The 25769-nt window shown below is 39.2% G+C and carries 26 protein-coding genes, 1 other RNA gene and 1 riboswitch; of the genes, 11 read left to right on the top strand and 16 right to left on the bottom strand.

The features are described 5' to 3' along the window. Nucleotides 1–44 precede the first annotated feature (44 nt). The 3 genes from OK414_RS11120 (at nt 45) to OK414_RS11110 (ending at nt 3092) form a co-directional block, all read left to right on the top strand. On the top strand, nt 45–1922 hold the full coding sequence (locus OK414_RS11120; RefSeq protein ID WP_016763969.1) for a prenyltransferase/squalene oxidase repeat-containing protein: 1878 nt from the start codon (nt 45–47) through the stop codon (nt 1920–1922). 331 nt (nt 1923–2253) lie between these two features. Next, nucleotides 2254–2796: a GNAT family N-acetyltransferase gene (locus OK414_RS11115; protein ID WP_034652502.1), complete on the top strand. Its 543-nt coding sequence runs from the start codon at nt 2254–2256 to the stop codon at nt 2794–2796. A gap of 101 nt (nt 2797–2897) precedes the next feature. Beyond that, on the top strand, nt 2898–3092 hold the full coding sequence (locus OK414_RS11110) for a hypothetical protein (RefSeq protein WP_034652505.1): 195 nt from the start codon (nt 2898–2900) through the stop codon (nt 3090–3092). Nucleotide 3093: 1 nt separating this feature from the next. On the opposite strand, the gene OK414_RS11105 is transcribed toward OK414_RS11110, so the two are convergent. The 4 genes from OK414_RS11105 to OK414_RS11090 form a co-directional block, all read right to left on the bottom strand. Continuing rightward, complete coding sequence (locus OK414_RS11105; protein ID WP_016763966.1) at nt 3094–3885, bottom strand: ABC transporter ATP-binding protein; 792 nt, start codon at nt 3883–3885, stop codon at nt 3094–3096. 18 nt (nt 3886–3903) lie between these two features. After that, a complete protein-coding gene (locus OK414_RS11100; RefSeq protein WP_034652506.1) occupies nt 3904–4386 on the bottom strand; it encodes a GNAT family N-acetyltransferase in 483 nt (160 codons plus the stop codon). Nucleotides 4387–4544: 158 nt separating this feature from the next. Beyond that, nucleotides 4545–5021: a site-2 protease family protein gene (locus tag OK414_RS11095; RefSeq protein ID WP_013082995.1), complete on the bottom strand. Its 477-nt coding sequence runs from the start codon at nt 5019–5021 to the stop codon at nt 4545–4547. A gap of 146 nt (nt 5022–5167) precedes the next feature. Continuing rightward, nucleotides 5168–5995: an AraC family transcriptional regulator gene (locus tag OK414_RS11090; RefSeq protein WP_034652508.1), complete on the bottom strand. Its 828-nt coding sequence runs from the start codon at nt 5993–5995 to the stop codon at nt 5168–5170. 129 nt (nt 5996–6124) lie between these two features. Between OK414_RS11090 and OK414_RS11085 the strand changes: the two genes are divergently transcribed. Beyond that, nucleotides 6125–9229 (top strand): glycoside hydrolase family 2 TIM barrel-domain containing protein, encoded by a 3105-nt coding sequence (locus OK414_RS11085; protein ID WP_263045593.1) that lies wholly within the window; start codon nt 6125–6127, stop codon nt 9227–9229. A 36-nt stretch (nt 9230–9265) separates the two neighbouring features. On the opposite strand, the gene OK414_RS11080 is transcribed toward OK414_RS11085, so the two are convergent. From OK414_RS11080 to OK414_RS11065, 4 genes are all read right to left on the bottom strand, one after another. Further along, complete coding sequence (locus OK414_RS11080; protein WP_016763961.1) at nt 9266–10177, bottom strand: EamA family transporter; 912 nt, start codon at nt 10175–10177, stop codon at nt 9266–9268. 98 nt (nt 10178–10275) lie between these two features. After that, on the bottom strand, nt 10276–12192 hold the full coding sequence (locus OK414_RS11075) for a vWA domain-containing protein (RefSeq protein ID WP_034652515.1): 1917 nt from the start codon (nt 12190–12192) through the stop codon (nt 10276–10278). An 11-nt stretch (nt 12193–12203) separates the two neighbouring features. Further along, nucleotides 12204–13118, bottom strand: coding sequence for an AAA family ATPase (locus tag OK414_RS11070; RefSeq protein WP_016763959.1), 915 nt, complete (start codon nt 13116–13118; stop codon nt 12204–12206). 131 nt (nt 13119–13249) lie between these two features. After that, nucleotides 13250–13480: a YkvS family protein gene (locus tag OK414_RS11065; protein WP_013056869.1), complete on the bottom strand. Its 231-nt coding sequence runs from the start codon at nt 13478–13480 to the stop codon at nt 13250–13252. Between the two features lie 421 nt (nt 13481–13901). Between OK414_RS11065 and OK414_RS11060 the strand changes: the two genes are divergently transcribed. Then, nucleotides 13902–14396 (top strand): RNA polymerase sigma factor, encoded by a 495-nt coding sequence (locus OK414_RS11060; protein ID WP_016763958.1) that lies wholly within the window; start codon nt 13902–13904, stop codon nt 14394–14396. Continuing rightward, complete coding sequence (locus OK414_RS11055; RefSeq protein WP_034652518.1) at nt 14393–15583, top strand: anti-sigma factor; 1191 nt, start codon at nt 14393–14395, stop codon at nt 15581–15583. The genes OK414_RS11060 and OK414_RS11055 overlap by 4 nt, the downstream gene beginning before the upstream one ends. Before the next feature lie 151 nt (nt 15584–15734). Here OK414_RS11055 and OK414_RS11050 read toward each other — a convergent pair whose 3' ends face one another. Further along, nucleotides 15735–16187 carry a helix-turn-helix transcriptional regulator gene (locus OK414_RS11050; protein ID WP_028408681.1) on the bottom strand — a complete coding sequence of 151 codons (453 nt, stop codon included), beginning with the start codon at nt 16185–16187 and terminating at the stop codon, nt 15735–15737. A gap of 410 nt (nt 16188–16597) precedes the next feature. On the opposite strand from OK414_RS11050, the gene OK414_RS11045 reads away from it, so the two are divergent. From OK414_RS11045 to OK414_RS11035, 3 genes are all read left to right on the top strand, one after another. Beyond that, entirely contained in the window at nt 16598–16960 is a 363-nt protein-coding gene (locus OK414_RS11045; protein ID WP_230586565.1) for a hypothetical protein, read from the top strand. Nucleotides 16961–17069: 109 nt separating this feature from the next. Continuing rightward, nucleotides 17070–17247: non-coding RNA, 6S RNA (gene ssrS / locus OK414_RS11040), on the top strand. A gap of 146 nt (nt 17248–17393) precedes the next feature. Then, on the top strand, nt 17394–17822 hold the full coding sequence (locus tag OK414_RS11035) for a pyridoxamine 5'-phosphate oxidase family protein (protein ID WP_013082985.1): 429 nt from the start codon (nt 17394–17396) through the stop codon (nt 17820–17822). 26 nt (nt 17823–17848) lie between these two features. Here the strand turns inward: OK414_RS11035 and thiE are convergent, their stop codons facing one another. The 6 genes from thiE to OK414_RS11005 all read right to left on the bottom strand — a co-directional run bounded on the left by thiE (nt 17849) and on the right by OK414_RS11005 (nt 22380). Then, nucleotides 17849–18493 (bottom strand): thiamine phosphate synthase, encoded by a 645-nt coding sequence (gene thiE, locus OK414_RS11030; protein ID WP_013082984.1) that lies wholly within the window; start codon nt 18491–18493, stop codon nt 17849–17851. Nucleotides 18494–18506: 13 nt separating this feature from the next. Then, nucleotides 18507–19313, bottom strand: a complete 807-nt coding sequence (gene thiM, locus OK414_RS11025; RefSeq protein ID WP_013082983.1) for a hydroxyethylthiazole kinase — start codon at nt 19311–19313, stop codon at nt 18507–18509. A gap of 74 nt (nt 19314–19387) precedes the next feature. Beyond that, a riboswitch (TPP riboswitch) is annotated at nt 19388–19496 on the bottom strand. Nucleotides 19497–19688: 192 nt separating this feature from the next. Further along, nucleotides 19689–20906 (bottom strand): MFS transporter, encoded by a 1218-nt coding sequence (locus OK414_RS11020; protein ID WP_034652520.1) that lies wholly within the window; start codon nt 20904–20906, stop codon nt 19689–19691. Between the two features lie 96 nt (nt 20907–21002). Next, complete coding sequence (locus tag OK414_RS11015) at nt 21003–21602, bottom strand: TetR/AcrR family transcriptional regulator (RefSeq protein ID WP_034652522.1); 600 nt, start codon at nt 21600–21602, stop codon at nt 21003–21005. A gap of 171 nt (nt 21603–21773) precedes the next feature. Continuing rightward, on the bottom strand, nt 21774–21923 hold the full coding sequence (locus OK414_RS11010) for a hypothetical protein (RefSeq protein ID WP_155276306.1): 150 nt from the start codon (nt 21921–21923) through the stop codon (nt 21774–21776). Next, the gene (locus tag OK414_RS11005; protein WP_013082980.1) at nt 21916–22380 is read right to left on the bottom strand and encodes a GNAT family N-acetyltransferase; all 465 of its coding nucleotides are present in this window, start codon (nt 22378–22380) and stop codon (nt 21916–21918) included. Before OK414_RS11005 ends, OK414_RS11010 begins: the two co-directional genes overlap by 8 nt. A gap of 170 nt (nt 22381–22550) precedes the next feature. Between OK414_RS11005 and OK414_RS11000 the strand changes: the two genes are divergently transcribed. After that, entirely contained in the window at nt 22551–23057 is a 507-nt protein-coding gene (locus tag OK414_RS11000; RefSeq protein WP_013082979.1) for a hypothetical protein, read from the top strand. Nucleotides 23058–23154: 97 nt separating this feature from the next. On the opposite strand, the gene OK414_RS10995 is transcribed toward OK414_RS11000, so the two are convergent. Next, nucleotides 23155–24654, bottom strand: a complete 1500-nt coding sequence (locus OK414_RS10995) for a UDP-N-acetylmuramoyl-L-alanyl-D-glutamate--2,6-diaminopimelate ligase (protein ID WP_263045592.1) — start codon at nt 24652–24654, stop codon at nt 23155–23157. 462 nt (nt 24655–25116) lie between these two features. On the opposite strand from OK414_RS10995, the gene OK414_RS10990 reads away from it, so the two are divergent. Next, complete coding sequence (locus OK414_RS10990; protein WP_216875138.1) at nt 25117–25725, top strand: DNA-3-methyladenine glycosylase; 609 nt, start codon at nt 25117–25119, stop codon at nt 25723–25725. Nucleotides 25726–25769 lie beyond the last annotated feature (44 nt).

The following is a 25769-nucleotide window of genomic DNA, read 5'->3' as shown; positions in this document are numbered from 1 at the left end:
TATAAAGAAACAGGTCGAAAGATTGAAAAGCATTATCATAAGAGGTGATCATATTGCTAAAGGAAGTTCAGCTAGAGATTCAGCGAAGAATCGCCTATCTGCGCCCAACACAAAAAAATGACGGGTCATTTCGCTACTGTTTTGAAACAGGCGTTATGCCTGATGCGTTTTTAATTATGCTTCTTCGCACCTTTGATTTAGATAAAGAAGTGTTGATTAAACAATTAACCGAACGGATCGTTTCCCTTCAAAATGAAGATGGTCTTTGGACGTTGTTTGATGATGAAGAACATAACTTATCTGCCACTATTCAAGCTTATACAGCTCTTTTATATTCAGGATATTACCAAAAAAATGACCGGATTTTGCGAAAAGCAGAAAGATATATTATAGATTCAGGAGGCATTTCGCGCGCTCATTTTCTCACAAGATGGATGCTTTCTGTTAACGGTCTATACGAGTGGCCAAAGCTATTTTACCTCCCGCTTTCTCTTTTGCTCGTGCCTACCTATGTACCGCTTAACTTTTATGAATTAAGCACTTATGCCAGAATTCACTTCGTTCCGATGATGGTAGCAGGAAACAAAAAATTTTCACTTACTTCTAGGCATACACCTTCTCTTTCTCATTTAGATGTAAGAGAACAGAAACAGGAATCGGAGGAAACTACTCAAGAATCACGCGCTTCAATTTTTTTAGTCGACCATTTAAAACAGCTGGCTTCTTTACCTTCTTACATCCACAAACTTGGTTATCAAGCAGCCGAGCGTTACATGCTAGAAAGAATTGAAAAAGATGGAACACTCTACAGCTACGCCACCTCTACTTTTTTTATGATTTACGGTCTTTTGGCTCTTGGCTATAAAAAAGATTCATTTGTGATCCAAAAAGCAATTGACGGGATTTGTTCACTACTTAGTACATGCAGCGGCCACGTGCACGTAGAAAACTCCACGTCAACCGTTTGGGATACCGCGCTGCTCTCTTACGCTCTACAGGAAGCAGGTGTACCGCAGCAAGATCCCATGATTAAAGGCACAACTCGCTACTTAAAGAAAAGACAGCATACAAAGCTTGGAGATTGGCAGTTTCATAACCCAAATACAGCACCTGGAGGCTGGGGGTTTTCCGATATTAATACAAATAACCCTGACTTAGACGATACGTCTGCTGCTATCAGAGCTCTTTCTAGAAGAGCGCAAACCGATACAGATTATTTGGAGTCTTGGCAAAGAGGGATTAACTGGCTGCTGTCCATGCAAAACAAAGATGGGGGTTTTGCTGCATTTGAAAAAAATACCGACTCTATTTTATTTACTTATCTGCCGCTTGAAAATGCAAAAGATGCAGCGACGGATCCGGCTACTGCCGATTTAACCGGTCGAGTGCTTGAGTGTCTCGGAAACTTTGCTGGTATGAATAAATCCCACCCTTCGATTAAAGCTGCAGTAAAATGGCTGTTTGATCATCAATTGGATAACGGGAGCTGGTACGGCCGGTGGGGAGTTTGCTATATTTACGGAACGTGGGCCGCTATTACAGGACTCCGTGCTGTAGGGGTTTCTGCTTCTGATCCGCGTATCATCAAAGCTATCAACTGGCTCAAAAGCATTCAACAAGAAGACGGTGGATTCGGAGAATCATGCTATAGCGCTTCTTTAAAAAAATATGTGCCACTATCGTTTAGCACCCCCTCTCAAACGGCTTGGGCTCTCGATGCTTTAATGACAATATGTCCGTTAAAAGATCAATCCGTTGAAAAAGGAATTAAATTTTTACTAAATCCAAATCTTACAGAGCAGCAAACTCATTACCCCACGGGAATTGGTCTTCCTGGACAATTTTATATTCAGTACCACAGCTACAATGATATTTTTCCTCTTCTTGCACTTGCCCACTACGCAAAAAAACATTCTTCGTAAAAAGGCTGGGACAAAAGGAGTTTAGCTGAAGGAAGATTCGAACGATGAATTGAGATTCTTGCTTGAGAATCCAACTCGTTCGGATTTTTTTATTTGTAGGATGAACGTAGGCTTGCTCCATATATGTAGAGCAGTTAATGGGAAGCCAAGTCTTGCACGGAAATCAACCGCGGTGTAACAAGCACTCCACACTAGCACATTGATCCCATTTGTTTGTCTTGAGATTCGATGGACGTAGTTGTGTCTCAATTTCTTTTTATACGTAAAAGCAGGTTTTTTAAGAAACAAGTGGAATACCTTTTTAAATGTTAGAAAAGAAAGGATGCATCAAATGAATAATGTTTCACCACTTTTAAAAGGAAAAAACGTGATACTAAGAAAACCAAAGGACAGCGATGTAAATGACTATCTAGCATGCAAACAAACAAAAGAACTTATTCGCATGTACGGAGGCGATACCCGAAACTTAAAACCTCTTACATTACAAGATGCCAAGCGGCACGTCGAGTACATAAAGTCTCAAAAGCTGAATTGGTGCATTGAATATCAGCAGCGTTTTGTTGGAGAGGCCCGGCTGACCGTTAACGAGTACGACCGGCGCGCACGGTATGCAATTGGTTTATTTGATTCTTCCGTTTGGAGTCAAGGGCTAGGCACTGAAGTTACAAAATTGGTACTTGCGTACGCATTTGAACACCTTCACTTGCACAGAGTCGATTTACGAGTGCTCGAATACAACCATAGAGCCATTGCTTGTTATGAAAAATGCGGTTTTGTAAAAGAAGGAATAGAGCGTGAAGGTGCTTTTATTGAAGAAGCATTTCAGACAGATCTTATCATGAGTATACTCGAACAAGAGTATTATCAGCTTTAGAGGAGAGAACCAGCTGTCATCATCGTACTTCTTTAAAAGTTCGTATAGCCCAAGCCTTTTGTGAATAAAGTAACATAACGATATGACCAAAGGAGCCAACGATGACAGCTTATGATTCCTCTTCTTTTGTATTTGTAACCATTGATAAACATGACATTGCTGCTTTTTTACTAATTGATATTATTTGCGGCACCACTATTTATGTAGCATGTAAACATTATCTTCACAATGAGCTTGTTTCCATTGCAAGCAGCGCCCTTTTTCCCATGGTATGCAAGAAGGTTTCTCGACGTTAGATCAGCTTTTTACCGGTACCGGTTCTTTTAATGACAGCCAAGTGCGTTCCTTCTGCTGCTGAATCTCTACGGAGTGATTAAAAAATTTAGAAAGATGCGGCTCAGTGAGCTGGTCTTTCGTTTTCCCAGAAGAAAACACTTCTCCTTGGCGCATACAAAGCGTATGGGTAAAGCAAGGCAAAATTTCTTCTACATGGTGAGTAACATAAATAAGCGTAGGCGCTTTTGGCTGCTCTGCCATTTTTGCAATTAGCTGAAGAAGCTGTTCGCGGGCCATTATATCTAGACCTGTACATGGCTCATCAAGTATTAAAAGCTTTGGTGAAGCCATAAGAGCTCGGGCAATTAGCACTCGCTGGCGCTCTCCTTGAGAAAGTGTTCCGTACGCCTGATTTTGTAAATCTGCGCAATTTAGCAGCTGCATTAATTCTATGGCTTGGTTCATATCTTTTTGCTCCACTTGTTCATATAAACCAATAGATGCAAATTTTCCGCTTAAAATCATTTCTACAACCGTATCGTCATCTCGAAACCGCTGTTGAAGCGAAGAGCTTACCCATCCAATTTCTTTTCTGAGCTCAGACAGATTTGTTTCTCCAAATTTCCTTGAAAGAACTTCTACTTGACCTTTTGTAGGCCAGATATATCCGTTGATTATATTTAAAAGCGTCGTTTTTCCGGAACCATTTAACCCAAGCAAACACCAATGTTCCCCTTTTTCCACTAACCACGACACGTTTTTTAAAATTTCTTTTTCTGCTCGTTTTACCGAAACGTTCTTAATTTTGATCATGCTAACACTCCTATACTCTCATTTTTCATTATATATACTATAAAAGAATAACGATTTATCCCATTTGTTAACTTGCTTTTCTTTTTTCATGCCAATTCTTTCAGCCAGTTTAATCGATGGGAAATTGTCAGGATCTATTAATGATATAATCTTCTGAAATTTCAGCGTATGAAGTCCATAATCTAAGCAAGCTTTTGCTGCTTCACTCGCATAGCCTTTGCCCCAGCGGCTGCGTAAAAATAAATAACCAAGTTCTGGATCTACCTTTCCGTCTACTTTTTGAAGAACCATGCCACACTGCCCAAGAAACTCTCCTTTCTGCTTATCCTCAGCGATCCACATGCTAATGCCGTACGTTTGATAATGCTGCTTCATCCATTGAATCCAGCGACGTGTGTCTTGTTCGCTTTTAGTAGAAGAATAATACTTCATTGCTTCAGCATCCTCAAAGATTTTCAGTAAATTTCCTGCATCGCTTTCGGCCATGGCTCGCAGCGTCATTCGTTCTGTCTCAATAATCGTATGAATCCTCTCCTTTCTTACATTCCAACATCTACTATCTTTATTATCCGCTACTATTTTCTTTTCGTAAAGTTTTCCTTTTTTTATTTAAATGACCGGGAAAAAACGCACCAAAAAAGGCTGCTACACACAGCCCTTTAATCTGGATCACACGTTTTCCCGTACCGTAATACGTTATATATAGCACGTCCATCACTTGCAGTTGTCTCTGTATATTGAATTGGCAGCAGTGAGAAAATAACATAATAGACTGAAAAATAAACAAATTGATAGCAAAATATATCTTCAGGCAGAATATTAGCCATAATTAATCCATTTATTATAAAAATAGTAAGCAAATTAAACAGTACACCACCAGCATACACCACTGCATGAGAAATGCGACTGTCATTCTTAAGATTTTCATATTTACAAAACGAGTCTAAAAAATAGACTGACTTAATTTTAAACTTCCCCATTTTAAGAATCGTTTTCCCCCGCCCAATAGTAAAATCGACCTTCCCTCCGAAAATAATTGCCATGACGGAATGCCCCAGCTGATGAACAAATGATACAAGTGGCAATACAAGACAGAATGACCACACAAATTTTGGAAGATCATTTAACCCAAACACCTTTATCCCTCCTTTTTGTTTCTTCTCTCTACTTTTCCTCCCCGTTTTCACTTAAAACTACATTTAATTTCTTTTTTAAAACTCATACGAAATAACTAGCATATACATCGTGTCTTATGACCTAGATAAAACCCGATATATGTAGCTTATGAAAAATACATTTTTCGAAAAATAGTTGGCGTAACGTTTTCCTGTTCTTTGAAACGCTTGATAAAGTAGCTTGGATGTTCATACCCTACTTGTCTTGCTACATCTTGTACAGAGATTTGGTTGTTTTTAAGCAGCAGTTTCTTTGCTTTTTGAATCCGCACGCGCGTTACGTATTCAAATGGCCGGATGCCAAGAGATTGTTGAAAAAGCAAACACGTATACTGCTCCGTTACGCTGAGCTGCTGCGCCAGTACTTCTAGCGTTAACGGCTGATGATAATATTCCTCGATATAACGAAGGACTGGGTTTAGCTGAGTAATTTGCTGCAGGCGACTTTTGCTTTCTATATATACGCTGTCTTGGCGAAGTTTTAAAATGACGCTGTATAGTAGTTCAGAGCACTGCATGGTGCTAAAGGTATGATTTTCTTCTAACCGATTCATTAGTTCTTGAAGCATCCTGTAAAGACTTTCAGCATTTGTAAGGACGATTTTTCCCGAATTAATAAATTGAAGAGAAAGCATAATATCATCCATCACACTTCCGTTAAAAGAAACCCAGCATACTTGCCATTCGCTCGTAACGGGATAGTATTCGTGCGGAACGTGCGGCGTCAGAAACATCCCTTCATTTTCTTTTATAATATAAACCTCGTCATTTACATGAAGCTCGCCTCTTCCTTTTATACATTGAATCCATTGATAATCAGGAAACTCTCCCTGACGGTTAATATGCGTTTGATGTCTCCAGCTTCCAGCGCTTGTAACATAAAATGGCAGTTTCATATCTTCATCTGAAAGAGCCGGAAAGTACATACGGTCCATATTACTTCCCCCTTTCTATGTGAATATAGTTATATTATCATGAAAATAATTAGATTGATAAGGTTTTCAGAAAACGTTATCATTTTCATATAAACTAATAACCTAGTAATTTAGAAATGAGGGATCAACATGTTAAAAACCGGCAAGAAATTTCATTATACAGCACCTGCAAACGGATATCCTGAATGGAATAACAACCCTGAAATTTTTCAATTGAACCGTTCGAAAGCACACGCTTTACTAATGCCTTATCAAACGGTCGAAGAGGCCTTAAAAAATGATAGAAAATCTTCTGTTTACTACCAAAGCTTAAATGGAAGCTGGTACTTTCATTTTGCTGAAAATGCAGATGGCCGCGTCAAAAACTTTTTCGCTCCTGAATTTTCATATAAGAAATGGGACTCTATTTCAGTTCCTTCACACTGGCAGCTGCAAGGATATGATTATCCTCAATATACAAACGTGACATACCCTTGGGTTGAAAACGAAAACCTCGAACCTCCTTTTGCACCGACTAAATATAACCCTGTCGGTCAGTACGTCCGTACTTTTACACCTAAATCAGAATGGAAAGATCAGCCCGTGTACATCAGCTTCCAAGGCGTCGAATCTGCTTTTTACGTATGGATTAACGGTGAGTTTGTTGGATACAGCGAAGACAGCTTTACTCCAGCTGAATTTGATATAACTTCTTACCTTCAAGAAGGTGAAAATACGATAGCAGTAGAAGTATATCGCTGGAGTGATGCAAGCTGGCTTGAAGACCAAGATTTTTGGCGAATGAGCGGCATCTTCCGAGATGTGTATCTTTACTCTACTCCACAGGTTCACATCTATGACTTTAGCGTTCGTTCGTCGCTTGATAACAACTACGAAGATGGTGAACTTAGCGTTTCAGCTGATATTTTAAATTACTTTGAGCACGATACTCAAGATCTAACATTTGAAGTCATGCTGTATGACGCGAATGGCCAAGAAGTACTACAAGCTCCGCTGCAAACAAATTTAAGTGTGAGCAATCAACGTACAGTCTCCTTGCGTACACACATTAAAAGCCCTGCAAAATGGAGCGCAGAAAGTCCTAATTTGTATACCCTTGTACTCAGCTTAAAGAATGCTGCTGGTTCTATTATTGAAACAGAAAGCTGTAAAGTTGGCTTCCGTACGTTTGAACTAAAAAATGGCCTCATGACAATCAACGGCAAGCGTATTGTACTTCGAGGAGTGAATCGCCACGAATTTGATTCAGTAAAGGGCCGGGCAGGCATCACGCGCGAAGACATGATTCACGATATTTTGCTGATGAAGCAGCATAATATTAACGCGGTGCGTACATCCCATTATCCTAACGATTCAGTATGGTATGAACTATGTAATGAATACGGACTCTACGTTATTGATGAAACCAATTTAGAAACGCACGGAACGTGGACTTATTTACAAGAAGGTGAGCAAAAAGCCGTTCCAGGAAGCAAGCCAGAATGGAAAGAAAACGTATTAGATCGCTGTCGTTCCATGTACGAACGTGACAAAAACCACCCTTCTATCATTATTTGGTCGCTTGGAAACGAATCATTTGGCGGAGAAAACTTTCAGCATATGTATACCTTTTTTAAAGAAAAAGATTCCACGAGACTTGTTCATTATGAAGGAATCTTCCATCATCGCGACTATGATGCTTCAGATATAGAAAGCACGATGTACGTTAAGCCAGCAGATGTAGAGCGCTATGCATTAATGAATCCGAAAAAACCTTACATCTTATGTGAATACAGTCATGCAATGGGTAATTCATGCGGAAATCTGTACAAATACTGGGAGCTGTTCGATCAATATCCGATCTTGCAAGGCGGTTTTATATGGGACTGGAAAGATCAAGCTCTTCAAGCAACAGCAGAAGACGGTACTTCTTACTTAGCTTACGGGGGAGATTTTGGTGATACTCCTAACGATGGTAACTTCTGCGGAAACGGTTTAATCTTTGCTGATGGGACCGCTAGCCCCAAAATTGCAGAAGTAAAAAAATGCTATCAGCCCGTAAAGTGGACAGCAGTCGACGCTGCAAAAGGAAAGTTTGCCGTTCAAAACAAACACTTGTTTACAAACTTGAACGCCTATGATTTTGTTTGGACTGTTGAAAAAAATGGTGAACTAGTTGAAAAGCATGCGTCACTTTTAAATGTAGCTCCTGATGGTACAGACGAACTGACGCTTTCTTATCCTCTTTATGAGCAAGAAAATGAAGCTGACGAATTTGTTTTAACTCTTTCTCTCAGATTGTCCAAAGATACAGCCTGGGCTTCAGCTGGATATGAAGTGGCGTACGAACAGTTTGTGCTGCCTGCCAAAGCCGCTATGCCTTCAGTAAAAGCTGCTCATCCTGCTTTAACCGTTAACCAAAATGAACAAACGCTTACGGTTACAGGAACTAACTTCACGGCTATTTTTGATAAGCGAAAAGGCCAGTTTATTTCTTACAACTATGAGCGCACCGAGCTGCTTGCGTCGGGTTTCCGTCCGAATTTCTGGCGTGCAGTAACCGATAATGACCTCGGAAATAAACTGCATGAAAGATGTCAAACGTGGCGTCAAGCAAGTTTAGAACAGCACGTAAAAAAAGTAATCGTTCAGCCGCAAGTTGACTTTGTTATCATTTCGGTTGAACTAGCTTTAGATAACTCTCTTGCTTCTTGCTATGTAACGTATACGCTATATAACGATGGTAAAATGAAGATTGAACAATCTTTAGCACCTTCTGAGACAATGCCTGAAATTCCTGAAATCGGCATGCTGTTTACGATGAATGCGGCTTTTGATTCTTTAACGTGGTACGGAAGAGGACCTCATGAAAATTATTGGGACCGTAAAACTGGCGCTAAGCTGGCCCTTCATAAAGGCAGTGTAAAAGAGCAAGTTACACCGTATTTACGCCCTCAAGAATGCGGAAATAAAACGGACGTTCGATGGGCCACTATTACAAACGATCAAGGGCGCGGCTTTTTGATAAAAGGTTTGCCAACAGTCGAGCTGAACGCTTTACCTTACTCACCTTTTGAACTGGAGGCTTACGATCATTTTTACAAATTGCCGGCAAGCGATTCAGTAACCGTGCGGGTTAACTACAAGCAAATGGGCGTTGGCGGAGACGATAGCTGGCAAGCTAAAACACATCCTGATTACACACTATATGCTAACCGCTCGTATACAAACACGTTTACGCTAAAACCTCTATAAAAACAAGAAGGACTTTCATTTGAAAGTCCTTTTTACTTATGATGTCACCTCTGGCTTTCGCTGAGAAAGTAAAAATACCGTAGCGATAATAAGAATCGTACCTAACCACTCCGTCCATCCAAAGGTCACATGAAGCCATAGAACAGAGAGCGCCGCTGCTGATAAAGGTTCCGCTGACGCAAGAACAATGGCTTCAGAAGCGCTAATATGCTTCAAGCTTTCCAAATAGCAATAAAATGCAATGAGCGTTCCGAAGATGATTACAAATAACACCGCACACAGCGACAATAGCGACCACTCACCTGCTATATGCCACGGCGGGTGAATAAATGAAAAACTTGCGCCGCCTATCACCATTCCCCAGCCTACTACTTCAATTGAGCTCCATTTCGCAAGAAGACGCTTAGGCTGAAGCGTATAAAAAGCAGACGTCACAGCTGCCCCAATTCCCCAAAACAACGCCCACCCTGTAATAGACAGCTCGTTAAAATTCCCGCTTGTTGCAAGAAAAAAGGTCCCTGTTATGACGAGCACAACAGAAATCATTTCTACTTTCACCGGCCACTTTCTTGCTTGCAGGGCTAAATAGCCAATAATAAATATTGGCGACGTATATTGAAGCACTGTAGCTGTAGCAGCGTTTCCTGCTTCAATAGCTGCAAAATACGTATACTGCACGCCGAGCATACCGATTACACCAAACAAAAGCAGCGAAGTCCTCTCTTCTTTTGTTTTCCAAATTGCAAAAATATTGCGCTGCTTAGAGGCTATTGCCAAAAGCAGCAATCCGGATACTAACATACGAACGACGACCAGCCACTCTGCGTTAAAACTTTTATGCTGAAATAAATATTGAGCCACCGTGCCAGATACTCCCCACATTGTGGCACCAATGATTACAAGCAGCAGCCCCCATGCTCTTCTAGATGACGTTTGAACTCCTTCCACTTGCCATTCCTTCTCTCTTTTTCATATATATTTAACTTACCTCGCTCTTCTTTAACGGTCAATAGCAAAAAAAGTCGAAGCAATATGCTTCGACTTTTTTAAATGCTTTTATGAAGTAATTTCTTGAGTAAAGGAAATAGCACATCGGGAAGTTCTTCGATGTTTGGTACTAGAATACTATATTTCCCGTACATATTTTGAATGGTTTTCTTTTGTCCTTCATCAATTTCCCCGTTGGATAAAAAGACGTTGATGACTTCAATTCCGTGCTTGCGTGCTTCTAATACCGCTTCGTGCGTATCTACAATACCATTTTGTTCATATCCCATAGCGGCTGGTTCACCGTCTGAAAACACAAGTAAAAACTTCTGCTGTTCAGAACGCTGAAGCAAGCGGCGTGTCATATGGCGAATGGCAAATCCATCACGGTTGTCTTCTTCAGGCTCAAGCTGCATAATTTCAGGACCGCTTTTACGCTTTAACGATGCTTGAAAGTCCATAACTGTCTGCAGGTAGTTAGGCTGGCTCGTTTCGGTGGCATCATTTGTATCTTCCCAAAATCCTACAATTTGATGAGGCACCATAACAGACTTTAACGCTTCATGAAATAGCGTAATCCCAAGCTTCGTTTCATCCATTTTGTCGTACATTGATGCGGAACAATCAACTAAAAGAGAAAAGACAGCATCAATTTGCGCAGAATCTTCATCTTTTTTATAAAACAAACGAGGATTGTCGTCTGTCCATAGTTTTAGAAGCTTTTTATTTAATCGGCCAAAGTGCAGCTCGCTTCTAGGAAGCGTTTTTTTATGTTCAAGCGTTTTTTCAATCATTTGCTTTAATTTTTTTTGATACGATGCAATAATTTTTTTATTCTCATCATACTGAACAACGTGATCGTCGTTCGGAAGTTTAGAATCTATAAAAACAGCATAGGCATGCTTATTTTCTTTCCCATACTCATAATCCGCTTCCCCATCTTTTTCCGGATGCGTTTGCTCCATGGCTTCGATTTGAGAATAATCGTTCCGCGATGTTTTTTGAGAAGACCCTTGCACCATGCCCATTGCTTGATCTCCATCGTCGCCTTCACGAACACCATCGCCTAGCATGTCTGTTTTTGAGCCTTGATCCATATCAAACTGTAGAAAACTTTGCGTCGCTTCGCTTGTCTCTCGATGCCACATTTCCATTTTCTCTTCGTGAATGTCTTCATCTCCGTCTTTTTCATGTTCTAAAATATCATCGTTCACTAATGAATCTTTGCGCTTTAAATCTTCAAATGTTAACCCTTCTTCTAACTGATCATACTGGAGTTCAGCCAAGAAGAAATAAGTATTAAGCATATCTTTTTCAATAATATCATCAAAAACATCTAAAAGTTCAAGACAGATGCGCGATACATCTTTTGTTGTTTTAGCTTCATATACATTTGTTAGCTGTCTGCGAATAAAAGGCATCGCTAAATTAATCGATTCACTCATTGAAGGAATTTCTTCAAATGGATTTTCGGCCGTCAATAGCAAGTAGATGCCGTTAAAAAGTGCATCCGTATACACGCTTTTTGTTAAATTTGCGCTCATTTGTGTAGCAAAATATTTTCTGTAGAGCTGTCTTCTGACGGCGAAGGCTTTTTTCGTTCCAGGACGTTCGCGTTTGCATACTTCTTCTAAACGAATATCTTCAAACAGCATAAACAGCTGCTTAGCTAAGCCAGGTACCGAGGTTTTATTTATTTTCTTTAAATATGCATTAATTTCTTTGAAGTTTGAATGCTTATAGCTTCCAATACTTCTTAAAAATACATCACTTTTTAAGCCGTACACTTTGTCTTCTTCTGGACGGTTATCCCAAAAGTGACTGAGATAAATAATGCCGTGTACAGGATCATAATAAGAAGAAACGCGATACTCTACTTCAATTTCATCATTTTTTGTTAATGTTTTCGTTAAATCTGCCAGCTCCATATAGAGAAAGGAATCTACATTTTTGTCGTTAAATTTAATAAATCGCATAGCGCCACTCCTTACTCAAATAATGTTTCAGCAATATTTTGAATGGCGGCTTTTTCCCTTTCATCTTCTAGCTTTTCAATAATACCGCGTCTAATCGCGCGAAGAGGCGGCATATAAAGAGCTAAATCACACGTATCGATAAGCGCACGAATAGACGCAGCTTCTTCTGATACATGGCCGCTTTGAACTTGAGTAATTAAATCCGCAGAGAGCGTGACAAATTTATCAATTAATTTTTCGTCTTTTAACTGAGACTGAGACATCAGAACTTGCTTTAAGCTGCCTCCTTGAATATACGGCACTTCAATAACAACAAAACGATTTTTTAACGCTTCGTTTAATGGAACAGTACCAACATACCCCTCATTAATAGCCGCTACTACGCCGAACGTTTGCTGACCGCGTACTACATCTCCAGTGAATGGGTTCGTAATCATTTTTCGGTAATCAAGAACCCCGTTTAAAATAGGAAGTGTTTCAGGTTTAGCCATGTTAATTTCATCAATATATAGTAAATGGCCTTTTTTCATTGCCTGAATAACAGGTCCTTCCACAAACTCAATACCTGTTTTCCCTTCTTGTTCCGCAATTGTTTTAAAACCAAGCAGCGCTTCTGCATCTAAGTCAACCGAGCAGTTAACGCTATGCATCGGCTGAGAAAATAAATGCGACAGCGTTTCAGCAAGCTTTGTTTTACCTGAACCTGTTGGTCCTTTTAAAAGTACGTTTTTCCCTAGTGACAAGGCAATAATGGCATCTTCTAAAATATCTGCTTCTTCTGCTGTATAGCCGCCTTTTCCAATTAATAGCTGATCAGCATCGGACAAGTTTCCATATTTACGATTCGCTAAAAGCGAAAGAACCTCTTGTGGTAATGATAATTGTGATAGTTGAATTGACATAACAAAAATCCTTTCTTTCTGCATACTTTCTATAGTTTACTAAAAAACATTCTTCTTCTCAAAGAATTGCCTTACCTACGCTTTTCTCTAAGGTTTCCGATAGAAAAACCGCAGTCTTTAAACATATATTCAGTAAAAAAAAGTAGGTTATTCACCTACTTTTTTACGATTTTATAGTTTTTATGATTAACGACTGTTTTCATGGATTCGCCCGTTTCAGCATCTTTTCCAAAATCTACGATAACCGAATTGTCTCGCACTACCATAACAATTCCTTTAAATCCTTTATAGTCGCCTTTTTTTGGCTGAATTGTATCGCCAACTTTAGCTGCTTTGACTTTAGGTGCTTGTTCTTCTGTACCTTGTGTATTTTCTACGTCCATCATGACCCCACCTTTTCCAATTTACCGTGTTTTTTATAAGTGAAAACACAATTTAATTTACTTTTTGTTGAAAATACTTAGTTTATTTTCCCACAAACATCCATGGTTAAACACCATGTGTTTGTCCATTTTTATTTTGCAAACAAACGCTGTATTTTTTATTATGTATGTAGCTGTTTTTTGTAAGAGCACATCCTTGTTCTATCATAACATTTTCTGTTTCCTTCGAACACCAATTACCCTTTAGTTTTTTAAAAAAATGACAAATCACACGGAATTATGTCGAATTTCATATGGTTTTCTTTTTAATATGATAAGCTATATATCGTATTTTAAGCATCTTTTATCTATTACATACGATTTTTGATAAAAAAACCGAAACTTTTATCCACAAATTGCGTTGATTAAATGAAAGGGGGAGAAAATGGCACAACAGCATAACTTTGAACACATTTATAAACAGCACATGCATGATTTGCTGCGCTATCTTCTCTCTCTTACTCGCAGAAAAGAATCAGCGGAAGATTTAATGCAGGAGACCTTTTACCGGGCACTTTTACACTTAGAAACATATAAAGGCGAGGAAGTGAAGCCTTGGCTGTTCAAAATTGCTTATCACGCCTTTATTGACTGGTATCGAAAAGAAAAAAAACGCCCTACTGTCGAAATAGAAGAATGGCACTTTACTCCTCAGCCAAGTGCTGAAGAACAAGTGATGATTCAAAGTGAAATCGACGGCTGGCTTTCTGATGTATCTGCTTTGCCTCCAGCTAAGCAGAATATTGTACTGTTACGAGATTATCACGGCTTCACATATGAAGAGATTGCAGAAATGACTGGCTATACTCTGTCAAAAGTGAAAATGGACTTGTATCGTGGTCGTCAACAATTGAAAAAAAGAAAGGAAGAGGACGGATGAGCTGTCAAGATATGAAGCATCAATGGGAAAAATATAAAAACGGCACTTTGACAGACAAAGAAGCAGAAGCACTTGAAGAACATACGGAAAATTGCGAAGCATGCTCAGCTCATTTGGAGCACTTGCTAACCGAAGATGAACCGTTACCGCCAACTTCATCAGCTACTTCACTAAGTGACGATACGATGTTGGATAATAAAAAAGTTAAAAAGTCCATTTATATCGCCAAATGGAAGCAGCGCCTTTCAAATGTGACAACTGTCATTGGCTCTGTCGTTCTGCTATGGATAATCGGCAGCTTTTTATCTATTGTATATTATCATCAATCAAAAACCGAATACATAAACAGCGTGAATCAAGCGGCTATCGAATCTGCTTTTCCGAACGTTCATATACGTGAAACCACTTCTGATACACAGTCCTTTTTCCGCATGCAGTCGCAAATGGAAGCTTATAAGCAAATTGGACGTGAAGAGCAGGCCATTGGGACGTTTACATTTCATCAGCTGTTTGATAAAACAAGCGGTGTAGAAAAAGAATTCTCCGGCGGCAAATACGACCTTAACCTTTCTTTTGTCTATCCTGATCCCAAAAAACTAAAGCTACATGCAAAAGAGTATAAGCAATGGACAAACGAAACATGGAAAGCGTTAGAAAATCTACCAAAAGGAACGGTGAGCGAAGTGGCTATTTCTTTTGATGATACGTATTCGCTAAAAGAAGTTCAGCAAAAAATGAACGTCATCGACAGCCGTGATTTTTCTACCTCTTGGTACGCGCTTAATACAGGGCACGAACAAAAAACAAGCACAAAAGATGAGCCATTAATTGACTTAACATCAACCTTTGGCTTTCCAGAGTTTTTAGACTTACCTTACGATCACAAAGGAAATCAAACCCACTCTACTAGCAAGTCGAACGTTTTAAATATGATGAAACTATTAGCCGATAATGAAGAAACGGTCCAAAAAGTTCGTCAGCTAGACCATTCTGATCTGTTGCTAAAGCAGCGATATTCTTATGTAAAAAAACATGGCGTCGGCGTGTACGGCGTTGTGATTACAGGGCCTACAAAAAAGCTTCTGAAATTAAAAAATGATCCGTCGATCACATATGCGTCACTTGGAGATGTAGAACTATGGAATTGGTTCAGTCGTCCCTCATCAGGTACCTTAATGAATCAGTAGAAGCTGAGACAAAAGTATAGCAGTGGAAGAAAAATCCGAACGATGAATCAAGACTCTTGATAGAGAATCAAATTCGTTCGGATTTTTTTTATGGATAGAGTGAACGTAGGTTTCATATATGCAGTGATGTCGTTACGTCTCGGCCTCTTTTTTATTCATTCGTTAATTGTTCAAACCTTTTCACCGCTTCGCTTTTATCAAATGAACTAAACCATCGATAGTCTTGGTCATCTAAAATGCGATAGTGCTGACTAATCATATTTTGCTGCAGACGAAAAGAGCCTTCTTTTTGAATTTCTTTCCACCATACTCTTCCTCCGAGCGTTTTATCTTTTGGAGAAGATACGCCGTTATGAGCAATGATTTCTACTACTTCTAAAGGAACGTCTCCCAAAACCGATTGAAGGATTTCACTGTCACCAAACAAACCGCATACTGCAACAGTGGTCGTCCACCCTGCTTCCGTGCGCCCTTTTTCAATTTGAACCAATGTTTTTTTGGAAATACCAATGACTTCAGCCATTCTGTCTTGTGAATAGTTTCTTTCTAAACGAATTAATCGTATTTTATCCGATACTGATTTAATTACTTCTTGTTTATTCATTTTCACAGCCCTTTCTTTCTATACACGTACATTTCTTTAGTGTAATATTACACCTAATTAAAGAAGAGTTTCAAGCGTTTCCCTTCGTCACAAGACGGGGAAATATACTGAAATGGTTTTTGTACACTAAAACAATTAAAAGGAGTTGAGAATATGTATATCATTGTATGGGCTATGCTTGTACTATACGCCTGGCTGCTAGCTCCGGGAGCAAGCGCCGGTAATGATTTGCTGTTTAAAAATCTTATCACCGAAAATTTTCAACTGGTAGATCCGCTCGTGGTTATGGTATTCTCTTTTTTAGGACTTTTCCCAGTATTGTTTATGGTAATAATCTGTAAAAAAGATACATACAACTGCCTGGATGGCCATTTTCTCTTCTATCATTTGCGCTTGGAGCTTTTTCTCTTTTGTTCTATTATCATTGGAAAGGACAAAAAGTTCGAACACGTTCGCGTATTCCTTCACGTTTCATTGCTATCATTTCTTCTCATCTATGGATTGGACTATGCTTAGTGCTCACGATTGCAGGTTACGTATACGGACTATCCGTAGGTTCAATAAAAGCTTATGGAGATGCTTTTATGCAGTCACAGCTTGTTAGCGTGATGACCGCTGATTTTTTTGTTTTAACGTGGCTTTCTTACTCCGTTATGACAAAAGAAAGGATAGCATCCCGGCCTTACCTTCTTTTATGTTTCATTCCAGTTGCGGGCCCTTTTCTTATTTTGTTACTGCTTCCCCGCCAAGATGTTAGAGAAGAAAAACTTTAAATAAAAGTCTTGCGTTCCATTCATTATTCCGTTATAATCATTTCTTGTACGATGAAAGTTGATTAATTAGAAAACATTTATATATCGGCATCTTATTTACATTTGTTATACATACCTGCGCTGTGCGTATACTCATGTTGTCTTAAACCTTTGAGTGTTAAAAGGGAGCTCAAAATTTAGCTGCAGATAGCACGCCCTTCTTGGGACGCTAAACCCGGCTATGAGGGCACCCACCTAGTAGATCTGGGTATTTAAGACACTTAGGGTTACGGCAGTGCGGGCTTATTTTTTAGTTAGCTGTAGCTAGCTTTTTTTATTTTTCATTTTACTAGTTTACATAATTATTTTATTGTTAACTTATATTTTTTTAGACATGTATGTTTTATTTATCTTCGTTTGAGGAACATAAAAAGTAATAAAGGAGATGGATAAAATGAATGAACAAAAAATTGCTAAAAAAGTAAACGAAGTATTAGAAGGAAATCGTGTAGGAACATTAGCCACAGTTGTAAACAACAAACCCCACTCTCGCTATATGACATTCTTTAGCGATGAAGATGGTATCGCTCTTTACACACCAACAAATATCAATACACATAAGGCAGAAGAAATCGAAGCCAATCCGAACGTGCACGTACTATTGGGCTACAGCGGCGAAGGATATGGCGATCAATACTTAGAATTATCTGGTACAGCTGTTCTTCGTACTGGTGATCAATTAAAAGGGCGTATATGGAACGATCACATGAAAGAATGGTTTGACGGTCCAAATGACCCTGAGTATGTTGTTCTTGAAATTACGCCGAACGAAATTCGCTTTATGAATGAAGGCGAAGAAACTCCCCAAACTGTTCAGCTATAATAAAAAAGCGCACACTGTGCGCTTTTTTATTTTCCTACCGCTTCTTTCAATTGAGCTGCTTTTTCTTTTGGAGACGCTGCTAAGCTAATCGCGGTAATAATAGAAACGCCATCTGCACCTGCCTCTACTACTTGTTTGGCATTTTCAGGCGTGATGCCACCGATTCCTACAATTGGAAAGTCAATATTCTGGTTTCGCACTTCTTCAATTAACTTTGTACCTTGCACTGCTTTTGCGTCTTTTTTTGTAGAAGTAGGAAAAACAGGTCCCATTCCTACATAATCTGCCCCGTCTTTTATCGCTTGCTGCAGCTCTTGTACATTATGAACAGAGACGCCTACAATTCCTTTTCCTATTTTCTCTCGAACAATATGAGCTTTTTCATCTTCCTGTCCAATATGAACGCCATCTGCTTGTAAGCGGATGGCTAAGTCAAGATCATCATTCACAACAAAAGGAACGCTGTGCTGCTGACAAATTTGCTGAAGTTCCTTCGCAAGCTGATACTTCGCTTCTCCTGTTAGGGCACCCTCGCCTTTTTCACGAAATTGAAACACGGTAACTCCGCCTTCAATTGCTTCTTTCAACACTTCTTTCGGATCTTTTGTACAGTTATTGCTGCCCATTATAAAATAAACTTGCAGCAGCTTTTTGATTTCTTCGTTTGTCATTTTCCGGCTCCTTTTAACGTTGATGTACTCTTGCATATGATTCAATATCCTGCCCAGATAAAAGATGAAGCTGATTTAACAGCTCAATTTGAAAGCTTCCCGGTCCTTCTTCACCTTTTTTCGCTGCGGCGATTTGACCTGCCACTCCGTAAAAACTTAAAGCAGCAACGCTTGCCTCGACATATTCTTTTTCTACAGCAGCGAAAGCTCCTATAATTGATGTCAGCAGACACCCAGTCCCCGTCACTTTCGTAAATAACGGGTGACCGTTGTCTACTGTATACGTTGTGTTTCCATCTGTGATTACATCTTGTTTACCCGTGATAACAATCACTGTATCTAATTTGTTCGCTGCTTTCTCAGCAAGTTCAATGACGTCTCCTTGCCCTTCTAATGAATCAACGCCTTTAATGAGCCATGACTCGCCTACTACATTCGCAACTTCAGCAGCGTTACCACGAATAACTGCAATATTTAATTCTTCTACAAGCTGACGTGCTACTTCTGTACGAAACGGTGTCGCTCCGGCTCCTACAGGATCGAAAATAACCGGCACGCCATTTTCATTTGCAGATTTTCCTGCTATTCTCATCGCTTCTACTTCTTGAGCCGTCAGTGTACCCATATTTAAGACAAGCGCTCCGGCGATTCGTGCCATGTCAGCCACTTCTTCCTTCGCATAAGCCATAACAGGTGAAGCTCCTAGTGCAAGCAGGCCATTTGCTGTAAAATTGGTTACCACAACATTCGTAATATTATGAACAAGCGGACTTGTATCTCTTACTTTTTCTAATTGAGCTGAAATTTTACTAATATCCATATTCTCTCACTCTTTTCATTTAGTTTTAACACTGCAAAAAAAGACAAAAAAGCACCTTGCATGCGCAAAGTGCTTTGGTATGTACTCACATTCCCTGCGCTGGCATTATCCAACAGGTTCAAATGGTCAACAGGCGTCCCTGTACTCTCAGCCTGCCCCGCACAAGCTCCCATACTATTCTTGTTACGTATAAAGTTTACTATTAACCTTTTTTATTTGCAACCATTTCACTATTTTGCCGATAAAATAAAGCTTCTCTATAGGCTGAGTACCATTGTAAACCTTACACCTTTACTAAAAGAATAATCAAAAGACCTCCAGTAAGCTACTCGAGGTCTTCAATTCCCTAGGAATTCTATCATTTTTTCCTTATGGTTATTTCTCTTGAACCGCTTGATTTCTCACAGCTGTTTTTCTGTCCTTCCCTGTTCTTAAAGATAAAAGAAAACAAAGCAGCAGTACAAGTGCAGCTGATACGTACGGATAATTAATGTTTATATCAAAGAGAAAGCCTGCTACAACTGGTCCAATAATATTCCCGAGACTTGTATAAGCAGAATTTAGTCCGGCTACATACCCTTGGTCGTCTTGTGCCATCATCGACATTTGCGTGCTGATTGCCGGACGTAAAATATCTGTTGCTAAAAAGACGATGAATGTCACAACAATAATAAGCCAGTACGTGTGCACAAACAGCGTAAGTAAAATAAAAAGTCCCGTCATCATCAAGCAAAACGAAATCACTCTTTTTTCACCAAACTTATTTAAAATCCAGCCAAAAATCGTAACCTGCACTACAGCCCCCGCAATAGAGCCAAACGTAATAACAAACGCAATATCTTTTGGGGTAAAGCTAAATTTATGATCAACAAATAGTGAAAAAATCGTTTCATAATTGGATAATCCAAACGATGTCACAAAAACAATAATTAAACTTAGAAAATAAGGTTCTTTATAGGAATTCATAAGCTGCAGTAGCAGCCGATCTTCTTTTGGATTCTCATTGTTTGAAACAGCATGATTTTGTACAGGACGAGACTCTGGCAAAACAAAAAGCGTAATCACTGCAGCCAAGCCTCCTGCTACTGCGGCCATATAAAATGGTACACGCATGCCGTATTCAGCTAAAAAGCCTCCAATACCGGGCCCAATAATAAATCCTGTTGTAATCGCCGCCGTCACATAGCCCATTCCTTTAGCGCGTTCTTTAGCAGACGTGACGTCCGCTGTATAGGCCATAACAGCAGGCATAATAAGCGCGGCCCCGACCCCGCCTAACATTCTCGATACAAATAATAAAAGAGGTGTACTCACTGAACCAAAGAACCATTCAGACAAAGCAAAAACAATCATTCCCGCTACAATAATTTTCTTTCTCCCTAACGAATCTGATAACCGGCCCGCTAAAGGTGAAAACAGAAATTGAGTTAGTGAAAACACCGCTACTAAAAGCCCCATCACGCTGCCGTTGATATGAAGCTCCGTCATATATGTTGGCATAATTGGAATAACGAGACCGATTCCTGTAAAAATAATAAAAATGTTTAGCATGAGCAGCAAAATCGCCGCTCGATTTCTTAACAATAATGACATATAAACCTCCTGATTACAAAAATACTGAACGTTCGGTCTATAAAAATACAAAATAATGAGGGATTGCTCATTACCGCAATAAGCATCCCCGATTATTTAAGAAGACCTTGCTATAATTCCGTTTAAAAATACATCGATTGCTGAATGATAAAGCTGCAGGGCATTTTCCGTGTTCATTTTTCGAGACATGCGGCTCATTCCAACAAACAGCCCTTCTAAAATCACTGCAAGCTGTTCTGCATTTTTAGGAGAAAACTCTCCTTCATCAATGCCTTTTTGCAAAAGTTCCCGGTTAAATTCCACGTGTCGTTTCACCATCTCATCAATTCGCTCTTCGATGTCGCTGCCCTTTTCCTCGTTGTTAAAAAACTCATCGGCGGCTTTCGTAAGAGGATGATTCAAATCATCTAAAATGATTTGCTCCGCAATTCCAAAAAGCTTATCTCTTGTTGTTTTGTAAAGAGACTCTCTTTCTTTCCAGTTTCGTTCCCACTCGAGATCCCATTCGTCTATTAAATAGAGAAAAAGCCCTTCTTTACTTTTAAAGTGATAATAAATATTCCCTTTACTGCTTCCCGTAGCTTCTACAATTTCCTCAATAGATGTAGCTTTATAACCTTTTTGAGAAAACAATGCTTTAGCGGCATCTGCCACTTTTCTTTTGGTTTGTTCACTTTGAAGCTTTTTTTTATTCAAGCTATTTCCACCGCCCCGCACATTTATTATTTATACTGAACATTCGTTTTGTATTATCTGACACCTATACTACATAGGAAAAACCTTTTTGTCTAGTGAAAAAACCTAGTTTATACCTTTTTATATGAATTATGACAAAACAAAAAATAAATAGGTGGAGACATAACTAAATCAACCGCTTGAAGCAACTACATATACGAAACCTACGTTCACCATCACCATGACAAATCCGAACGAGTTGGATTCTTCATCAAGAATCTTGATTCCTCGTTCGGATGTTCCTTCAACTAAAATACTTTTGTCCCATCCTCTTTTAATCATTCAATTTCTTTGTCATAAATACACTGTATGGATCTTCTTTGTAAGTAGAAAACGGTTCGCACTCGTAAAATCCAAAACTGGCGTACAGCTTTCTAGCCGGTTCAAAAGCAGACGCGGATCCTGTTTCTAAGCTTAAGCGTCGGTACCCTCGTTTTTGTGCTTCATTTATTATGTATTGCAGCAGCTTCCTAGCAATTCCTTTTCGCAAATGAGCCGCGGCTGTTCGCATCGATTTAATTTCTCCGTGGTGCTCATCTAACTCTTTTATAGCCCCGCATCCTGCTAGCTGGCTGTCTTCCCACACGCTCCAAAACGTAATATCACGGTGTTTTAAGCTTTCAATATTTAGAGCATGAATACTTTCAGGGGGTGAATGTAAGTTCATTCCTTGAAGGTGAGAACTTACTAGTTCAATAACTTCATTGTTCGTTAAGTGGTCTCTTTTTATTTTAATCATTTTCTCTTCCTTCCTGCTACTAAGGGGTGGTCAACTACAAACCGACTTATGAATAAATTCACTGCCGACCTTTAAAAATCCTTTTATACACTCCCTTCTTTTTCTCCAGTTATTAAAACCGACTTTGCCAAGCAGATATTTCATACATTGTTAAACGGAGGTGAAATTCGTTGAAGAAGGTTTTATTTTGTCTTGTCCCTCTTTTGTTTTTATTATCCGCCTGCTTTAGTGATCCTGTTCAAGATGATTTAATCGACTATAACAACCAAGATTTAAAAAAAGCCGCTCAGCTTGAAAAAGAAGCGATTGACGCATACGATTCTGTTACAGGCGCTAACTACACAAGTGACGCGGTGATGTATGATACGATGACGAGTGAAGTCATTCCTACCTATCGTAAATTTGTTGACGAACTAGAAAACATCGATGTAGAAACCGACGATCTTCGAAAGGTTCATGAAGGCTATATAAAGGCTGCCAATACCCAGTATAATGCTTTCATTAAAATTGTCAGCGCTTTAGAAAAGCAGGACCGCAATCTTATTGCTGAGGCAAACGCTATGCTTGATGAGGCACGAAAAGGCATACGCGATTACAATGCAGCTATTAAAAAGCTGGCTAAAGAACATGATGTAAAAATTGAAGAACCAAAAACACAGCGAGAAAACAGCCTATAGTTTTGATGCAAAAAGAAGGTCTCTAAAAATAGTAAGAGACCTTTTTTCGTATGCTGTTTCAATTTCTCCACGTTCGTTCGATAAATGAAGAAGAGTATTAGGAAATATTGCTTAACGATGCATAATAAGAGGCAATAATTTCTTCATCTGAATGCGGAATTTCGTTGCCTTTTACAAGCTGAGCGCCGTTAATACAGCCGCTTGTGAGTAAAATAATATCATTCGGCTTTCCTAAAGAAAGCGACTTTAATACTCCTTCTGTTCGAGTAGGGGCACGGTGAATATTACTTGCGCTTGGATTTGAAAAACCCGTCATTACTTGATCTACAATTACGTTCGGATCATGATGACCTGGATGATCAACAGTTACGACAATTTCATCAGCATTTCCTTCAATGACACGCGCCATTTTAGGCATTTTATTAAAATCTCGAATGCCAATCCCTGCAATCATGACAATTAGCTGGTTATACTCCATCTTTTTTACTTCTTCTACTAAACGCGTAAGGGCAACAGGCGTATGAGCATAGTCTAAAATCACTTTTTGGTTATTAGGACCTTCCATCACTTGAAAGCGCCCTTCTGGACTTTCCAATTGAGGAAGCACGCTAATAATATCCTCAATGTGGTATTCAAAGTGAAGAGCTGTACCAATGGCCGCTAGCACGTTAGCAATGTTGTAATCGCCATATACAGGCACTGCTACTTTGTATGACTGTCCTTTATACAGTAAATCAAAGAAAGAGCCCCCTTCTTTGACAGTAATATTTTTTGCTTGCAGAGTGGCCTCCGCATTATTTAATAAGCTATACGTAACTTTAGGTCCTTCAAATAGCCTGCTTAAGTCTTTACCCATGTCCTGATCATCTATATTAATAACGGCATGTTTTGCCTGCTGAAATAATTTCATCTTGCACTTTTTATAGTGTTCAAACGTTTTATGATACTCTAGATGCTCTTCTGAAAGATTTGTGTGAATGGCTACATCAAAATAAATATTTTCTACTCGCTGCTGATCAATCGCAATTGAAGATACTTCCATCACTGCCGCTTCGTCGCCTCTTGTATACAAATCATAAAAAATTTTATGCAAGTCTACCGATTCAGGTGTTGTAGGCGTACTTTTTTTATAAACTAACTTCTTCTTTGATGACCAAATGCCGGTCGTGCCAATCGATCCTGTCGGCAATTTTAAAAGGGTTAAAAGCGACCTTACGTAAGCTGCTACGGTTGTTTTACCATTTGTACCTGTAACGCCAATTGTCTCAATTTTTTCATCCGTATAATCAAAATACATTTTAGAAAAAGATGCCATTACTTTGCGAACGTCGTCAACTGCTAAAAACGTACAGTGAGAATACTGAGTGCCCAAAAGACGCAGCTCCTCAATGCTTGTCCCAAAGACTGCTACGGCTCCTCTGGCTATAGCTTCTTTAATATATTGATGTCCATCTTCATTTTCACCTTTTATACTAAAAAATACTGATCCGTCGTGAACCTGCTTTGAGTGATATGTCAGATAGTTGATCGTTTGAGAGGCAGGCCCAAAAATATGTTTAATTGATAAGTTCATTAATGTATCAAAGTGGATGTTCATAGCTATTCCTCACAGTGTATAAATTTTATTTTTAATATGTTCTAAAATCCCTTAAATACTCTTTGAAGGATATTTTTTCTTTATTTCCATTTATAAAGAACTTTCTACAATTCAATCTTTTTATTTTGCTTTCATGTGTAGAACGAAAATAAAGAAAAGACGGATCACTATTTTTTAAAACTAAAAGTATGTAAAATATGGATGAACTGTGTATATCATACCCGCAGCAAAAGCGAAGTATTGTAGTAAAATATTCCCCCTATACGTGCAAAACGAAACCACTCTTTCAAATAAAATAATTTCATAGAGTAAGTTGAATCATGATAAATACTTGAACGTGGGGTAAGAAAGATTACTGTATTAATCAGTGCCTTCCTTTGCAAAATAACAAAGAAAACATCATAATAAAAGATGCGCATAACAGCGTGAATGACTCTGTTTTGAAAGGATGGACTACAGCAAATGACGCGTTCTCTTTTAGCGATTGAACCACTTCCTCTTTTATTTTATCAACAGCCTACACTTGAATTAGCTCAGTCGCTGTTAGGATGTCTTCTTGTTCACGAAACGGCGGAAGGAACTGCATCTGGTTTCATTGTAGAAACTGAGGCTTATAAAGGGCCTTTCGACCGAGCAGCTCATAGCTTTAATAACCGGCGCACAAAAAGAACGGAGGTAATGTTCGGTCCTTCTGGTCATGCCTATACGCATACAATGCATACACATTGTTTACTCAATGTTGTAAGCAGCGACATCGATTGTCCAGAAGGCGTCCTCATTCGAGCTATTGAGCCATTTAGCGGAAAAAATTTGATGAAACATAGACGTCGAGGGATGGAAAATGAAATAAATTGGACAAACGGCCCTGGGAAACTAACAAAAGCACTAGGGGTTTCAATGGATTTGTACGGTCATGATTTAACCAGTCCTCCTCTTTATATTGCTCGTGGCTTCACTCCTTCAGAGATTTCCGCCGGACCTCGCGTTGGCATTGATAATTCTGGTGAAGCGAAGGATTACCCTTGGCGTTTTTGGGTTACCAATCACCCGTTTGTATCGAAATTCAGGTGAACAAAAGGCGAATTGATTTATTAACGAAAATAAAAGAAGCACCT

This window comes from Priestia sp. JV24, assembly GCF_025910025.1.
Classification (GTDB): domain Bacteria; phylum Bacillota; class Bacilli; order Bacillales; family Bacillaceae_H; genus Priestia; species Priestia megaterium.
Note: the sequence above shows the minus strand (reverse complement) of the source record. Positions and strands in the feature narration are given on the sequence as shown.

Bases quoted from the DNA above. Each gene is read 5' to 3' on its own strand.
- OK414_RS11065 (WP_013056869.1), bottom strand. From the start codon at position 13,480: ATGATGGACGTAGAAAATACACAAGGTACAGAAGAACAAGCACCTAAA.
- OK414_RS11075 (WP_034652515.1), bottom strand. From the start codon at position 12,192: ATGCGATTTATTAAATTTAACGACAAAAATGTAGATTCCTTTCTCTAT.
- OK414_RS11105 (WP_016763966.1), bottom strand. From the start codon at position 3,885: ATGATCAAAATTAAGAACGTTTCGGTAAAACGAGCAGAAAAAGAAATT.
- OK414_RS10995 (WP_263045592.1), bottom strand. From the start codon at position 24,654: ATGAACATCCACTTTGATACATTAATGAACTTATCAATTAAACATATT.
- OK414_RS11060 (WP_016763958.1), top strand. From the start codon at position 13,902: ATGGCACAACAGCATAACTTTGAACACATTTATAAACAGCACATGCAT.
- OK414_RS10990 (WP_216875138.1), top strand. From the start codon at position 25,117: ATGACGCGTTCTCTTTTAGCGATTGAACCACTTCCTCTTTTATTTTAT.
- OK414_RS11005 (WP_013082980.1), bottom strand. From the start codon at position 22,380: ATGATTAAAATAAAAAGAGACCACTTAACGAACAATGAAGTTATTGAA.
- OK414_RS11050 (WP_028408681.1), bottom strand. From the start codon at position 16,187: ATGAATAAACAAGAAGTAATTAAATCAGTATCGGATAAAATACGATTA.
- thiE (WP_013082984.1), bottom strand. From the start codon at position 18,493: ATGACAAACGAAGAAATCAAAAAGCTGCTGCAAGTTTATTTTATAATG.
- OK414_RS11035 (WP_013082985.1), top strand. From the start codon at position 17,394: ATGAATGAACAAAAAATTGCTAAAAAAGTAAACGAAGTATTAGAAGGA.
- OK414_RS11055 (WP_034652518.1), top strand. From the start codon at position 14,393: ATGAGCTGTCAAGATATGAAGCATCAATGGGAAAAATATAAAAACGGC.
- OK414_RS11020 (WP_034652520.1), bottom strand. From the start codon at position 20,906: ATGTCATTATTGTTAAGAAATCGAGCGGCGATTTTGCTGCTCATGCTA.
- OK414_RS11110 (WP_034652505.1), top strand. From the start codon at position 2,898: ATGACAGCTTATGATTCCTCTTCTTTTGTATTTGTAACCATTGATAAA.
- OK414_RS11100 (WP_034652506.1), bottom strand. From the start codon at position 4,386: ATGACGCTGCGAGCCATGGCCGAAAGCGATGCAGGAAATTTACTGAAA.
- OK414_RS11070 (WP_016763959.1), bottom strand. From the start codon at position 13,118: ATGCAGAAAGAAAGGATTTTTGTTATGTCAATTCAACTATCACAATTA.
- OK414_RS11085 (WP_263045593.1), top strand. From the start codon at position 6,125: ATGTTAAAAACCGGCAAGAAATTTCATTATACAGCACCTGCAAACGGA.
- OK414_RS11010 (WP_155276306.1), bottom strand. From the start codon at position 21,923: ATGATTAAAAGAGGATGGGACAAAAGTATTTTAGTTGAAGGAACATCC.
- OK414_RS11115 (WP_034652502.1), top strand. From the start codon at position 2,254: ATGAATAATGTTTCACCACTTTTAAAAGGAAAAAACGTGATACTAAGA.
- OK414_RS11090 (WP_034652508.1), bottom strand. From the start codon at position 5,995: ATGGACCGTATGTACTTTCCGGCTCTTTCAGATGAAGATATGAAACTG.
- thiM (WP_013082983.1), bottom strand. From the start codon at position 19,313: ATGGATATTAGTAAAATTTCAGCTCAATTAGAAAAAGTAAGAGATACA.